Source organism: Acidovorax sp. KPB24-03 (genome assembly GCF_057546605.1).
Genome location: NZ_BAAJYR010000086.1, coordinates 1 through 13,974, shown reverse-complemented (window position 1 = coordinate 13,974; position 13,974 = coordinate 1). Strand labels below are relative to the sequence as shown.

Here is a 13,974-nt window from a genome sequence, read left to right as displayed (position 1 = left end):
GTATTTTGCCGAGCACCTCCTCGATGATGTCGGGGACAGTCTTGTTCTGAAAGATCTTGAAGTCGCTTTGCCGCGTGGCCAGCCACAGCCAGGGGCTCAGGCGGGCCTTGTAGGTGTAGAAGCGGTGGTCCTGCCCCTGCAGCCCAAAGCGGGTGACGATGCCGTCCAGGTAGCGCCGGCCGCCGCCTTCGGTCTCCACCTCCACCGTGGCGTGCTTGCCCAGCAACGCCTTGGGGTCGAGGGACTTGCTCTCGCTCAGCAGATCCACATCCAATACAAACAGCTCGCTCAAGGATTCCTTGCCCTGCAAGCGGCGAAACTGCAGCTGTTCTCCCAATGGCGTTTGGATCGTGACGCGGCGTGTCATCGTGGGCAGGCCCGAAACGGGGCTGTATCGCTGTGGTGGAAGCGGCCATGATGGCTTTCCAATATGACAATTCATCGACAACGCAGTAGACCGGCTGCGCCTGGGTGGATTACACCATTCAGCGTCATCGCGCTCCTCGCTACGGCCCGGCCATCAAAGACACTCACCCACATCGCCCGCGCCAGAAAGCCTGTTCACATGCCCCGCTTTGCCGCCAACCTGTCCCTGCTCTACCCGGAGTTCGATTTCCTCGACCGCTTCGCCGCGGCCGCACGCGATGGCTTTCGTGCGGTTGAATTTCTCTTTCCCTACGCCCACCCGCCCGCCGAACTGGCGGCGCGCCTGCAGGCCCATGGCCTCGAACAGGTGCTGTTCAACGCGCCACCGGGCCAGTGGGACGCGGGCGAGCGCGGCACGGCCTGCCTGCCGGGGCGCGAGGCGGAGTTCCGCGCCGGCATGGTGCAGGCGATCGATTACGCGCAAGCGCTGCAGTCGCCGCGCATCCACGTGATGGCGGGACTGCTGCCGGCCGGCCGCACGCGGGGCGAGGTGCGCGCCACCTATGTGGCCAATCTGCGCGTGGCGGCCGCGATGGCCGCGCCGCACGGGCTGCAGATCCTCATCGAACCCATCAACGGACGGGACATGCCCGGCTACTTTTTGAACCGCCAGGACGAGGCCCATGCGCTGCTGGCCGAGATCGGCGCGCCGAACGTTCAGGTGCAGATGGACCTGTACCACTGCCAGATCGTCGAAGGCGACCTGGCCACCCAGATCCGCCAGTACGTGCCCACGGGCCGGGTAGGCCACATCCAGATCGCGGGCGTGCCCGAGCGGCACGAGCCGGATGTGGGCGAGGTCCACTACCCCTACCTGTTCCAGTTGCTGGACGAACTGGGCTACCCGGGCTGGATCGGCTGCGAATACCGGCCCGCGCGCGGCCTGGGACCGGGGGGGACCACCGCCGGGCTGGGCTGGTTGCATCAATCCCGATGAAACGGACCCGGGCCCGCCGGCCACGAGCCGCCCCGATCACTTATTCAAAGCCTTCTGCACTTCCAGCTGGAACTGGTCGCTGTTGCGCAAGCGCAGGTATTCCTGGTATGCGGCGCGGTACGCCTCTTTCTCCAGGCCATAGGAGTGCGCCAGCACGTCGTAACGGTCCACGCCCGCACGCCGCCACAGCGCGAGGTCGGCAACCACCTCTGCGCGTGTGAGGCGGCTGTCCTTTTCCTGGGCTTCGCCCGGGGGGGTCTGGGCTTGCGCAGGCAGGGCGAGCGATGCGGCCAGGGCGGCGGCCCCGAAAGCGGCCAGCATTGGGCGGGCGAGACGACGGGGTGGGTTGGATTTCGTGTTCGGCATGGGAGCTGCTGTGGTGAGGGAGGGAAAGAACAAAGCCTTCCAAGGCACGGGCACGCAAACGGCTCAGCGCCGCTCTGTGCCCGCCGCTGACGCAACGGGTGGCGCCGCATCGGCGAAGCGAAAGGGCCGATCGGCTGGAACGGGCGAAAGGCCGGAAAGGACGGCCGGCGGCGCTTTCTCCGGCACCCACCCGCCGCCCAGCGCCTTGAAGATGGCAATGGCCGATCGCGCGGATTCCGTTTGCGCCTGGACCTGCCCATCGAGCACGCCGAGCAGCGCCTCGTCGGCCTGCAGGACTTCGATCAGGCTGACGACGCCCTTGTCGAAAGCGGCCGCAGAAGCATCCCGCGCCCGCGTGAGCGCGTCGGCACCCGCAGCCAACAGGTCGGCCTGTTCCCGTCGGCGCTGGAACGAGGACAGCGCGTTTTCCACCTCCTCGGTTGCGCGCAGCACGGCGTGGCGATAGCCTGCCAGTGCCTCGGCCTCCTGTGCCTCGGCGTACCGGATCTGGGCGTCAATGCGGCCGAAGTCGAAGAGCCGCCAGCGCAGGCCCACGGTGGCGCCGGCCTGAGCCGCCCCACCGGTGAAGAGGTTGCCGCTGGAAATGGCGGTGGCGCTGCCCAGCAGGCCGCTGAGCGAGACCTTCGGGTAATACTCGGCCACGGCAACACCGATGCGTGCGCTGCTGGCGGCCAGCCGCCGCTCGGCGGCGATCAGGTCCGGACGGCGGCGCAGCAAGTCGCCCGGCGCACCGCCGGATCCGATCTGCGGCAGTGCCGGCACGGGGCGGGGGACGGACAACGCGGCGCGGTGGGTGCCCGGATGGGTGCCCAGCATCACGTCCATTGCGTTCATCGCGGCCTCCAGGGCTGCCTGCCATACGGGGATCGAGGCCTTCACCCGCGCGAGCGCCCCTTCGGCCTGGCGCAGTTGCAACTCCGACGCCAGGCCTTTGTCGAACCGCAACTGGATCATGGAGAGCAGCCCCTGCTGTGTCTTGACCTGCCGTTGCGCAATCTCGATGCGCGCCTGCAGGCCACGCACCATGATGTAGGTGTCGGCGATCTGCGCAGCCACCGCCAGCCGCACCGCGGCCGCTCCCGCTTGCGACCCTTCGAAGTCGCCCGGGCCGCCTGGATCCCGCGCTCGAGCCCCCCGAAAAAGTCCAGCTCCCAACCGGCGGAGAGATTGGCCTCATACGCGCTGCCGTAACGATCGAAGCCGGGGGACGAATTCAGCACCTGCCCCAGCGGGGTTTCCACTGACTGGTAAGCCCTCGATGCCTGTGCCGCAACACCCACTGCCGGTGCCAATGCGGCCCCGGCGGCCTGCAGCCCTGCCCTGGCCTGCAATACACGGGCGGACGCCTGGGCAAGCTCCCCGTTTTGCTCCAGGGCCAGCGTGACGAAATGGGTGAGCTGCGGATCACCGAAGGCCGGCCACCATGCGGCAAGGTCGGCATCCGCAAGGGCGGTTCCCGGGCTTTGCCGGGCCTGGCCAGAGTCGCCTTGGTATGCGCCGGGCATGGCCGGCACCGGCCGTACGTAATCCGGGCCGACCGCACATCCGGCGGACAGCGTGGCGACGAGGGTCATCAGGGCATGGCGAGTGCGAAACATGGGGAAATACCGTGGCTTGGATGTTGTGACTATATACGTTATTAGTCACTCGTTGTGATATTTTTGGCAGGGCGTTAAGCTCAGACCCATGAGTACCCCTACCGCTTCACCGATGCCCACGCGCGGCCCCGCCGATCACGACGTGCGGGCACAGATCGCCACCGCCGCCAAAGAGCACTTCAGCCGCTATGGCTACGAAAAAACCACCGTGTCCGACCTGGCAAAGGCCATCGGCTTCTCCAAGGCCTACGTCTATAAATTCTTCGAATCGAAGCAGGTCATCGGCGAGATGATCTGCACCCACTGCCTGGCGGAAATCGAGGCCGAGATCCGACAGGCGGTGGAGGAGGGAGGCCACCCTCCCGAACAGCTGCGGCGCATGTTCAAGGCGATCGTGCAGTCCACGCTGAAGCTGCTGTCCCAGGACAGCAAGCTTTATGAGATCGCCGCGTCGGCGGCCACGGAAGGCTGGCAGTCTGCGGCCGCGTATGAAAAACGCATACGGCAGCTCCTCAACGAGATCCTCGAGGCGGGGCGCAAGTCGGGCGATTTCGAGCGCAAGACACCGTTGGACGAGGCCGGCGACGCCATCTTCCTCGTCATGCGGCCGTACCTGAATCCCTGGCTGCTGCAACACAGCCTTCACCACGCGGAGCGCGCTTCGAGCCAACTGGCCAACCTGGTGCTGCGCAGCCTTTCGCCTTGAACCGAACTTGTGACCATTGACATTAATGGTCACAAATCACAAAATCGAGTCCTGATTGTTTTTCAGGACTCCCATGCCTCGGCACTGCTCCCTGCCCCTTGCCGCGCTCTTTGCGCTGCCGCTTGCCCTTGTCGCCTGCGGCAAAAACCAACCCCCTGATCCCCGGACCGAGCCCCCTTTGGTGCGCACCGCTGTGGTTGCCCCCGGCAACGCGAGCCTGCGGGCTTTCACGGGCACAGTGGCCGCCCGCGTCCAGAGCGATCTGGGTTTTCGCGTTCCGGGCAAGGTGCTGGAGCGGCTGGTGGACGCAGGGCAGACCGTCAAGCGAGGCCAATTGCTGCTGCGCATGGACCCCATCGACCTGCGGCTTGCAGCAAACGCCCAGCAGGAATCGGTTGCGGCGGCCAAGGCCCGCGCCGAGCAGGCGAGCGACGAAGAGGCGCGGTACCGCGATCTGCGCGGCACCGGCGCCATCTCCGCGTCGGCGTATGACCAGGTCAAGGCGGCGGCCGACTCAGCAAAGGCCCAGCTCAAGGCCGCACAGGCGCAGGCGGAGGTCGCGGGCAACACCACGCGGTATGCCGAGCTGGTCGCCGATGCCGATGGTGTGGTGATGGAAACGCTGGCCGAGCCCGGCCAGGTGGTGGGTGCGGGCCAGACGGTGGTACGCATCGCGCGCTCCGGCAAGCGGGAGGCGGTCATCCACGTGCCCGAAACGCTTCGGCCCACCGTGGGCTCCAACGCGCAGGCAACGCTGTTCGGCAGCGAAGGCACGCCGGTGCAAGCCCGGCTGCGCCAGCTGTCCGATTCGGCCGACCGCGTGACCCGCACCTTCGAGGCACGCTATGTGCTCGAAGGCCCGCTGGCACAGGCGCCCCTCGGAACCACCGTCACGGTGCGCCTTCCGGGCGGCGCCCGCCCTGGAGCCCCTGCCTTGCGGGTCCCCCTGGGCGCCATCGTGGACGAGGGCCAGGGCGCTGCCGTGTGGCAGGTCCAGGGCACGCAGGTGTCTCGCCGGCCCGTCTCGATCGCCAGCATCGAGGACGACCACGCCTATGTCACGGGCTCGCTCAAGGCAGGCGACACGATCGTGGCGCTTGGGGCCCACCTGCTGCGCGAAGGGGCCTCCGTCCGCTTGGCAGACGCAGTGCCGGTGAAGACGCTGGCGCCTGCGGGAGCCGGCCGTGAGTGAGGGACGCTTCAACCTTTCCGCGCTGGCGGTCCGCGAGCGCTCCATCACGCTCTTCCTGATCCTCCTGATCTCGCTGGCGGGCGTGGTCTCTTTCCTGAAACTGGGCCGCGCCGAGGACCCCGCCTTCACCGTCAAGGTGATGACCATCGTCACGGCATGGCCTGGCGCAACAGCGCAGGAAATGCAGGATCAGGTGGCTGAAAAGCTCGAAAAGCGGTTGCAGGAACTGCGCTGGTACGACCGCACCGAAACATTCACCCGGCCAGGACTGGCGTTCACCACCCTCACGCTACAGGACTCGACCCCGCCGTCCACGGTGCAGGAAGAGTTCTACCAGGCGCGCAAGAAACTCGGCGACGAGGCCCGCAACCTCCCGGGCGGCGTGATCGGCCCGATGGTGAACGACGAATACGCCGACGTCACGTTCGCCTTGTATGCCCTCAAGGCGCAGGGCGAGCCGCAGCGGGTACTGGCCCGCGATGCGGAAGCGCTGCGGCAGCGCCTGCTGCACGTGCCAGGGGTCAAGAAAATCAACATCATTGGCGAGCAATCCGAGCGCATCTATGTCGAGTTCTCACACGAGCGGCTGGCAACGCTGGGCATCGGACCGCAGGAGATATTCACCGCGTTGAACAACCAGAACGCGCTGACTCCCGCGGGCTCCATCGAAACGAAGGGCCCGCAGGTCTTCATCCGCATCGATGGCGCGCTGGACGAACTGCAGAAAATCCGCAACACACCGATCGCCGCGCAGGGCCGCACGGTGGTGCTCTCGGACATTGCCACCGTCAAGCGTGGCTACGAAGACCCCTCGACCTTTCTGATCCGCAACGGCGGAGAACCGGCATTGCTGATCGGCGTGGTCATGCGCGATGGCTGGAACGGCCTCGACCTGGGCAAGGCGCTGGACACCGAGGTGACAGCGATCAACGCCGGCATGCCGTTGGGCATGGCCCTGTCCAAGGTCACCGATCAATCCGTGAACATCAGTGCCTCGGTGGATGAATTCATGGTCAAGTTCTTCGCGGCCCTCGTGGTTGTGATGGTGGTCTGCTTCGTCAGCATGGGCTGGCGCGTGGGCGTGGTGGTGGCCGCCGCCGTGCCCCTCACGCTGGCCGCGGTGTTCGTGATCATGGCGGCCACCGGCAAGAACTTCGACCGCATCACGCTCGGCTCGCTCATCCTCGCACTGGGCCTGCTGGTGGACGACGCCATCATTGCGATCGAGATGATGGTGGTGAAGATGGAGGAAGGCTTCAGCCGCACGGCCGCTTCCGCCTACGCATGGAGCCACACCGCAGCGCCGATGCTCTCGGGAACGCTGGTCACCGCCGTGGGTTTCATGCCCAACGGCTTCGCGCGCTCTACCGCGGGCGAATACACCAGCAACATGTTCTGGATCGTGGGCATCGCGCTGATCGTCTCCTGGGTGGTCGCGGTGGTGTTCACGCCCTACCTGGGCGTGAAGATGCTGCCAGACCTGAAGAAAATCGAAGGTGGCCACGCTGCGATGTACGACACGCCGCGCTACGCCCGCTTTCGCCGCACGCTGGAAAGCGTCATCGCGCGCAAGTGGCTCGTGGTGGCCGCCGTCGTACTGGCGATGGTGCTGGCCGTACTGGGCATGGGCGTCGTGAAAAAGCAGTTCTTCCCGACATCGGACCGCCCCGAAGTGCTGGTGGAAATCCAGATGCCGTATGGCACGTCAATTGATCAGACCAGCGTGGCCACGGAAAAAGTGGAAACGTGGCTGTCAAAACAGCCCGAGTCGAAAATCGTCACCGCCTACGTCGGCCAGGGCGCGCCCCGTTTCTTCCTGGCCATCTCGCCGGAACTGCCGGACCCGTCGTTCGCGAAGATCGTGGTGCGCACCGACAACCAGGATGAGCGCGAAGCCCTCAAGGCGCGCCTGCGCGATGCGATTGCCCAGGGGCTCGCCCCCGAGGCCAGGGTTCGCGTCACGCAGTTGGTGTTCGGCCCCTACTCGCCTTTTCCGGTGGCCTACCGCGTTTCGGGACCCGACCCCGCAAAGCTGCGCGTGATCGCATCGCAAATGCAAGAGACGATGCAGTCGGATCCGATGATGCGCACGGTGAACGTGGACTGGGGCGTTCGCACCCCGGCACTGCACTTCAAGCTGCAGCAAGACCGCCTGCAGGCCGTCGGCCTGACATCGGCCGGGGTTGCCCAGCAATTGCAGTTCCTGCTCAGCGGCGTGCCCGTGACATCGGTGCGCGAAGACATCCGCACGGTCCAGATCACGGCCCGGTCCGCTGGCGCGAACCGTCTGGACCCGGCAAAGGTTGCGGACTTCACGCTCACGACGGTGACGGGCCAGCGAATTCCGCTCTCGCAATTGGGCGAGTTCGAGATCCGCATGGAAGAACCGATCCTGCGGCGCCGCGACCGCATGCCGACCATCACGGTACGGGGCGACATTGCGGAGGACCTGCAGCCACCGGACGTGTCCACAGCGATCTCCCGGAAATTGCAGCCGATCAAGGATGCATTGCCAGCGGGCTACCGCATCGATGAAGCAGGCGCCATCGAGGAGTCCGGCAAAGCGATGGCGGCGATGATTCCCCTGTTCCCGATCATGATCGCCGTGACCCTGATGATCATCATCCTGCAGGTACGCTCGATGTCCGCGATGGTGATGGTGTTCCTGACCAGCCCGCTGGGCCTGATCGGCGTCGTGCCCATGCTCCTGGTGTTCCAACAACCGTTCGGCATCAACGCGCTCGTCGGGCTGATCGCACTGTCGGGGATCCTGATGCGCAACACCCTGATTCTGATCGGGCAGATCCAGCACAACGAACAGTAGGGACTCGACCCGTTCCACGCCGTCGTGGAGGCCACCGTGCAGCGGGCCCGCCCGGTCATCCTGACCGCTTTGGCGGCCGTCCTGGCGTTCATTCCGCTCACGCATTCGGTTTTCTGGGGAACGCTGGCGTACACCCTGATCGGCGGCACCTTGGCGGGGACGGTGCTGACACTGGTCTTCCTGCCCGCCATGTATTCGATCTGGTTCGGAATCCAGCCTGCGGGGCCAAAGCCGGGGACCGCCATGGCCGCGTGAACCCGCATGCGCCGTGGTTGTCCCGGGGTGCGGGACGACTCGGGCGCCCCTGAGCGCCGGCCGGCGCGGGAAAAGCCGCCGCGCTCCGGGCCTTGCGCCATTGGCTGACACAGCGGGCGGCCCAACGAGGATGAAATGGCACATCGCCCGGCGCCTCGCCCGCCGGCCTGTCCTTCACTCCCACCGACCATTCCCATGCCACGCCTTTCCCAGAAAACCGCCCTCGTCACCGGCAGCACCCAGGGCATCGGTGCCGCGATCGCGCTGCGCTTCGCCCGCGAGGGCGCCGACGTCGTGCTCAATGGCCGCAAGCCCGATGGCGGTCCGCGCGAACTCATCGAACAGATCCAGGCACTGGGCCGCCGCGCGGTCTACGTGCCGGCCGACATCGGCACCGCCAGCGCGGCCACCGCGCTGGTCGAGCGCGCGGTCGAGGCGCTGGGCGGCCTGGACATCCTGGTCAACAACGCCGGCGTGGAGCGCCATGCCGATTTCTGGGACGTGACCGAAGAAGACTACGACCTGGTGATGGACACCAACGTGAAGGGCCTGTTCTTCGCCACCCAGGCTTTCGTTCGCCACCGCCGCGCGCTGCAGCGCGGAGGCGCCGTGGTGAACATCAGCTCGGTGCACGAAGAGATCGCGTTCCCCCACTTCGCCTCGTACTGCGCCAGCAAGGGTGCGCTGCGCATGCTGGCGCGCAATCTGGCGAGCGAACTGGCGCCGCTGTCCATCCGCATCAATAACGTGGCGCCGGGCGCGATCGCCACGCCCATCAACGAAAAACTGCTGAACGACCCGGCCAAGCTCAAGGCGCTGCAAGCGCAGATCCCCATGGGCCGGCTGGGTGTGCCGGAGGACGTGGCAGGGCTGGTCGCGTTCCTGGCGAGCGAGGACGCGGGCTACATCACCGGCGGCACCCATTCGGTGGATGGCGGGCTGACCTACCACTACACGGAACAGTGACCGCGAGTCCGTGGCATGCGGCCGCAACGGCCGGTCACGCACGGACACCTGCGGCTGAAGACCCTGCATAAAAATGGCCTGCGCCGCCGTATCCACCCCGCAATATTGCTATACATTCGCCGATCGTGACCGCGGTCCCGCCAAGGCACAGTACCGGTTCGTCCAATGTGACTCCACCGTCCTTTGGAGGTGCAGGAATCGGCTGGCAAGCCGAGGAATGGGCCGCAGGCAATGGGGCAGCGGAGCCCGCCCGCTGATGCCCGCGTTTTGCACCGTTCACCGAGGCTGCCCCTTCCAGGCAATCTTCCGAACGGATTTCGAATGTCCATGGCGCACGGAATGCGATGCCAGCCACCCAGCCCTTTGCACTGATTGCCGATCTGCAGCGTCTCAACCAGCAACTGGTGGAACTGCCCTGCCCTGCCTGCGGCGGGCACGATCCCCATCTGATATGGCGCCGTGACCGTTACTTTCTGACAGTGAACCTGTCGAGCTGCCGCGCTTGTGGCCTGGTGTATCTGGCGCGCGGGCTGCAGGGCGAGGCGCAGGACCGGTTCTATGCCCATTTCTATCCCCGCCTGATGAAGCAGCCGCCCGACGCCCACAGCCTGTGGAACTACCGGATGATCGCCGGCTATCGGCACAGCGAGATCAGCGCGGTGATCGGTCCGATCGACTCGGTGCTGGACATCGGCGCAGGCCTGGGCTTTTTCCTCGATGCCTGCCGCGGCCATGGCTGTGGGCAATATCTGGGACTGGAGCCCGGGGGACCGCAGCGCGAGCATGCCGTGCACACGCTCGGACTGGGTGGGCATGTCCTCGACCGGGGCCTGGACGAAGGAACGGTGCTGCCTTTCCGGCCCCGGCTGATCACCCTGTTCCATGTCCTGGAGCATCTGGAGGATCCGGGGAAGGCGCTGCAGCGGGCAGCGGCGCTGATCGATCCCGAGGGATGGCTGGTCATCGAGGTGCCCGACATCCGAGCGCCATGGCGCGGACTCGGCCTGCAACAGGTTCACGTATCGCACCGCAGCTACTTTTGCGAGGCCACCCTCACGGCCTTGCTGCAACGCAACGGGTTCGGCGTGCACCGCACGGTGCGGGAACCCCACGGCATCTACGAAGGCAACCTGCGCATGTACGCTCGGCCGGGGTTCCAGGCGCGGCAGGCCAGCCCACTGTCGCCGCCCTCCCCCTCGGCACTGGCCGAGTTGAAAGCGCATGTGCTCCGGCACATCAGTCCCTGGAGCCTTCGCAATGGCTATCCCCGTTCGGCCATACGCCTTTGCAAGTTGTCGATGAAAGGCCACTGACCGTCCCCGAGGCGCAGGCCTCAGACCCCGTCGCCCAGTTCCCGCCGTGTGGGCAACCCGTCCGAGTCGCCCGGGAACTGCACCACCCGCGCGCCGATGGCGTTGCCGCGCGCCGCGGCGCGGGCCAGGTCCAGCCCTTCGAGCAGGCCGCTGACCACGCCCACCGCGAAGCCGTCACCAGCGCCGACCGTGTCCACCACGCGAGCCACCGGGCACCCGGGCGCGGTGCCCCGCGCACCGCCCTGCTGGGCGTAGAAGGCGCCTTCCGGCCCGAGCTTGACAACCACCTGCCGCGCGCCCTGGGCGAGGTAGAAGTCAGCCAAGGCCCCGGGGGTATCGCGCCCTGTGAGGGTGCGGCCTTCGCTCAGGCCTGGCAGCACGGTGTCGCACAGCGCCGCCAGGGCATTGATGCATTCGGCCATGGCGCCAGGCGAGGGCCACAGCCGGGGCCGCAGGTTGGGGTCGAACGAGATCGTGGCGCCCGCCGCGCGCGCCTGCCGCGCGAGGTGGAAGACCAGCTCGCGCGTGCTGGGCGACAGCGCCGGCGTGATCCCGGTCAGGTGCAGATGGCGCGCCGGGAACGCGCCTTGCGGCGCATCGGCCAGGCCCAGGTGGCTCGCGGCCGAGCCCTTGCGGAAATATTCGATCTGCGGGTCGCTGCCGTCCTCGGCGCGGGTTTTGAGCATGAATCCCGTGGGGTGCGCGGCATCGGTGGCGACGTGGCGCCGGTCGATGCCCTCGCGCTCCATCTCGCCCCGCAGGAAGCGGCCGAACGAATCCGCACCCAGCCGCGTGATGTAGCCGGTGCGCAGCCCCAGCCGCGCCAGGCCGGTGGCCACGTTCAGCTCGGCGCCGGCCGCCGCGCGGCGGTAGTCGGCCACGGCGTGCAGCTCGCCCGGGGCGGTGGCCATGAAAAGCGCCATGGGCTCGCCCACGGTCAGAGCATCGAGCGCAAGGGAGTCGGGTTGCATCAGGGCGTCGTCCATTGAGTGGGTCATCGGTCCGTCGTCACATCACGGCCCCGAGCTGCCAGGGCAGGAATTCGTTGTCGCCCAGGCCGTTGTCCTCGCTCTTGCTGCGCTGGCCCGAAGCCGTGGCGATCATGAGGCGAAACAGCGCCTCGCCGGCCTCGGCGATGCTCTGGCGCCCCTCCACGATGCCGCCGCAGTCGAAGTCCATGTCGAGCGCCATGCGCTGGAACATGGGCGTGTTGGTGGCCAGCTTGAGCGAGGGCGTGGGCTTGCAGCCGTAGGTGGAGCCCCGGCCGGTGGTGAAGCAGATCAGGTTGGCGCCGCCGGCCACCTGGCCGGTGGCAGACACGGGGTCGTAGCCGGGCGTGTCCATGAAGACCAGGCCCTGCGTGCGCACGGACTCTGCGTAGCCCACCACGTCCATCAGTCCGCTGGAGCCGGCCTTGGCGACCGCGCCCAGCGACTTTTCCAGGATGGTGGTGATGCCACCGGCCTTGTTGCCGGGCGAGGGGTTGTTGTTCAGGTCGCCGCCGTGCAGCGCCGCGTAGCGCTCCCACCAGGCCAGGCGCTCCAGCAGCTTGGCCGCGACCTGGGGTGTGGCGGCGCGGTGCGTGAGCAGGTGCTCGGCGCCGTAGATCTCGGGCGTCTCCGACAGGATGGCGGTGCCGCCATGGCGCACCAGCAGGTCCACCGCCGCGCCCAGCGCCGGGTTGGCGCTGATGCCCGAGTAGCCGTCCGATCCACCGCACTGCAGGCCCACCGCCAGGTGCCGCAGCGGCACCGGCTCGCGCCGCGCTGCGTTGGCCTGCACGAGCATGTCACCGAGGATGGCCTTGCCGTGCGCGATGGTCTCGCGCGTGCCGCCCTCGTCCTGGATGGTGAGCGTGGCGAACAGGCCGGGCGCGCGCGCCGTCAGCGTCTCCACCAGCGGCGCGATCTGGTTGACCTCGCAGCCCAGGCCGATGACCAGCACACCCGCGAAGTTGGGGTGGTTGGCGTAGCCGCGCAGCGTGCGCTGCAGCAGTTCCAGCCCCTCGCCATTGCCACCCATGCCGCAGCCGCTGCCGTGGGTGATGGCGACCACGCCGTCCACCTGCGGGTACGCGGCCAGCGCCTCGCCCTTGAAGGCGTCGGCGATGTGGCGGCACACGGTGGCCGAGCAGTTCACGCTGGCGATCACGCCCAGGTAGTTGCGCGTGGCCACGCGGCCGTCGGCGCGCACGAAGCCGTCGAAGGTCAGCCCTTGCGCGCCCGAAGCGGGCGTGGGCCAGTAGCCCGCGCCCGCGCTGTGGCCGTGGCTCGATGCCGCCATGCCCACGTTGTGCACGTGCACGTGGTCGCCGGCCGCGATGTCGGCCGTGGCCGTGCCGATGCCCTGGCCGTACTTGAGCACGGCCGCGCCGCGCGGGATGGGCACGAGCGCCACCTTGTGGCCCGAGGCGATGGGCTCCCGGACCTGCACGGCGTGCCCGCCGATGGTCAGGCGCGTGCCGGCCTCCAGCGCCTGGCGCGCCACGGCCACGTTGTCGGCGGCGCCCAGCTGGAGGGCCAGGGGCGGGGTGGGCTGCAGGTCGGTGGTCATCGTCGGGGCTGCGCGGCAGGGTCGGTGGCAAGCAAGGAATGAAAGGATCAGGCGGCGGCCAGGGCCGCCTTCAGACGTGGCTGGGCCAGGTGCGGGGCGTGCTCGGCCGCCAGGGCCACCAGGGGGCCGAAGCGGCGCTGCTTCTTTTGCGCATGGTTCTGCGCGATGTCGGCGATGCGATGGTCCAGGAACGGGTTTTCGAAGCGCTCGCGCACATCGACGAGGTAGGCCTCGGCCTGCGCGCGCGCGCCCAGGGCGCCGAACACGGGCAGGATCTCCTCGGCCCAGAGCGCCTCCAGCCCGGCACGCAGCGCGGCATCGGCCATGGCCTCGCGCACGGTCTCGCCAGCGGCGCGGCCTTCCTGCTGCCAGCGCTCGGCCAGGTAGGTGTGGCCGGCGTTGAGCAGCAGCAGCTTGAGCCGCTCGTAGAACGCCAGGTCGTCGGTGAGCACGATGGCCGGGTGCGTGCACGGCAGCGTGAGGCGCGGGTGGCGTTCGATCACCCACACGGCATAGGGCTCGGCCACCGCGCCCACGGGCGCGATGGCCTCGGACACGATGCGGTCCACCAGCGAGTTGCCCCACACGCAGTGCGCCGTGAGCCAGTCGGTGCATTCGGCCGGCAGCGCCCATTGGCGCGCCAGGCCCGCGACCACATCGCGCAGCACGTCGCCGTTGCGCTCGACCAGTTCGCACGGCAGCAGCGTGATCGGCGCCTGCGGCGCGGCCTGCCAGCGGCCGTGCAGCAGCACCAGCAGCTTGGCGGGAAAGCTGTGCGGCGGCGCACTGCCCGGGCGCAGCGCGGCGGGGCCGTCGC

The 13,974-nt window shown here is 67.9% G+C and carries 10 protein-coding genes and 2 pseudogenes; 6 read left to right on the top strand and 6 right to left on the bottom strand.

Annotated features, from left to right (window positions below):
- Nucleotides 1-367 (bottom strand): contractile injection system protein, VgrG/Pvc8 family (locus AC27KI_RS11840; protein WP_487113958.1); only part of this gene is annotated, 367 nt, incomplete at its 3' end.
- Nucleotides 368-565: 198 nt separating this feature from the next.
- Here AC27KI_RS11840 and otnI point away from each other — a divergent pair.
- Nucleotides 566-1,363 carry a 2-oxo-tetronate isomerase gene (gene otnI, locus AC27KI_RS11835; protein ID WP_317352431.1) on the top strand — a complete coding sequence of 266 codons (798 nt, stop codon included), beginning with the start codon at nucleotides 566-568 and terminating at the stop codon, nucleotides 1,361-1,363.
- Between the two features lie 36 nt (nucleotides 1,364-1,399).
- Here otnI and AC27KI_RS11830 read toward each other — a convergent pair whose 3' ends face one another.
- Nucleotides 1,400-1,684, bottom strand: a complete 285-nt coding sequence (locus AC27KI_RS11830) for a DUF4148 domain-containing protein (RefSeq protein WP_487113956.1) — start codon at nucleotides 1,682-1,684, stop codon at nucleotides 1,400-1,402.
- Between the two features lie 108 nt (nucleotides 1,685-1,792).
- A pseudogene (locus tag AC27KI_RS11825) lies at nucleotides 1,793-3,348 on the bottom strand (efflux transporter outer membrane subunit).
- An 88-nt stretch (nucleotides 3,349-3,436) separates the two neighbouring features.
- Between AC27KI_RS11825 and AC27KI_RS11820 the strand changes: the two are divergent.
- From AC27KI_RS11820 to AC27KI_RS11800, 5 genes and pseudogenes are all read left to right on the top strand, one after another.
- Entirely contained in the window at nucleotides 3,437-4,054 is a 618-nt protein-coding gene (locus AC27KI_RS11820) for a TetR/AcrR family transcriptional regulator (RefSeq protein WP_317352440.1), read from the top strand.
- A 73-nt stretch (nucleotides 4,055-4,127) separates the two neighbouring features.
- Nucleotides 4,128-5,246: an efflux RND transporter periplasmic adaptor subunit gene (locus tag AC27KI_RS11815; RefSeq protein ID WP_487113954.1), complete on the top strand. Its 1,119-nt coding sequence runs from the start codon at nucleotides 4,128-4,130 to the stop codon at nucleotides 5,244-5,246.
- Nucleotides 5,239-8,325 (top strand): annotated as a pseudogene (locus AC27KI_RS11810) (efflux RND transporter permease subunit). Before AC27KI_RS11815 ends, AC27KI_RS11810 begins: the two are co-directional and overlap by 8 nt.
- Nucleotides 8,326-8,520: 195 nt before the next feature.
- Nucleotides 8,521-9,291 carry an SDR family NAD(P)-dependent oxidoreductase gene (locus AC27KI_RS11805; RefSeq protein ID WP_284429980.1) on the top strand — a complete coding sequence of 257 codons (771 nt, stop codon included), beginning with the start codon at nucleotides 8,521-8,523 and terminating at the stop codon, nucleotides 9,289-9,291.
- A 344-nt stretch (nucleotides 9,292-9,635) separates the two neighbouring features.
- Nucleotides 9,636-10,604, top strand: a complete 969-nt coding sequence (locus AC27KI_RS11800) for a class I SAM-dependent methyltransferase (RefSeq protein ID WP_317352450.1) — start codon at nucleotides 9,636-9,638, stop codon at nucleotides 10,602-10,604.
- A 20-nt stretch (nucleotides 10,605-10,624) separates the two neighbouring features.
- On the opposite strand, the gene AC27KI_RS11795 is transcribed toward AC27KI_RS11800, so the two are convergent.
- From AC27KI_RS11795 to AC27KI_RS11785, 3 genes are all read right to left on the bottom strand, one after another.
- Nucleotides 10,625-11,590, bottom strand: a complete 966-nt coding sequence (locus tag AC27KI_RS11795) for a sugar kinase (RefSeq protein WP_487113951.1) — start codon at nucleotides 11,588-11,590, stop codon at nucleotides 10,625-10,627.
- Nucleotides 11,591-11,612: 22 nt separating this feature from the next.
- Nucleotides 11,613-13,157, bottom strand: a complete 1,545-nt coding sequence (locus AC27KI_RS11790) for a UxaA family hydrolase (protein WP_487113949.1) — start codon at nucleotides 13,155-13,157, stop codon at nucleotides 11,613-11,615.
- A 47-nt stretch (nucleotides 13,158-13,204) separates the two neighbouring features.
- The coding region (locus AC27KI_RS11785; RefSeq protein WP_487113947.1) for a mannitol dehydrogenase family protein at nucleotides 13,205-13,974 on the bottom strand (770 nt) is incomplete at its 5' end.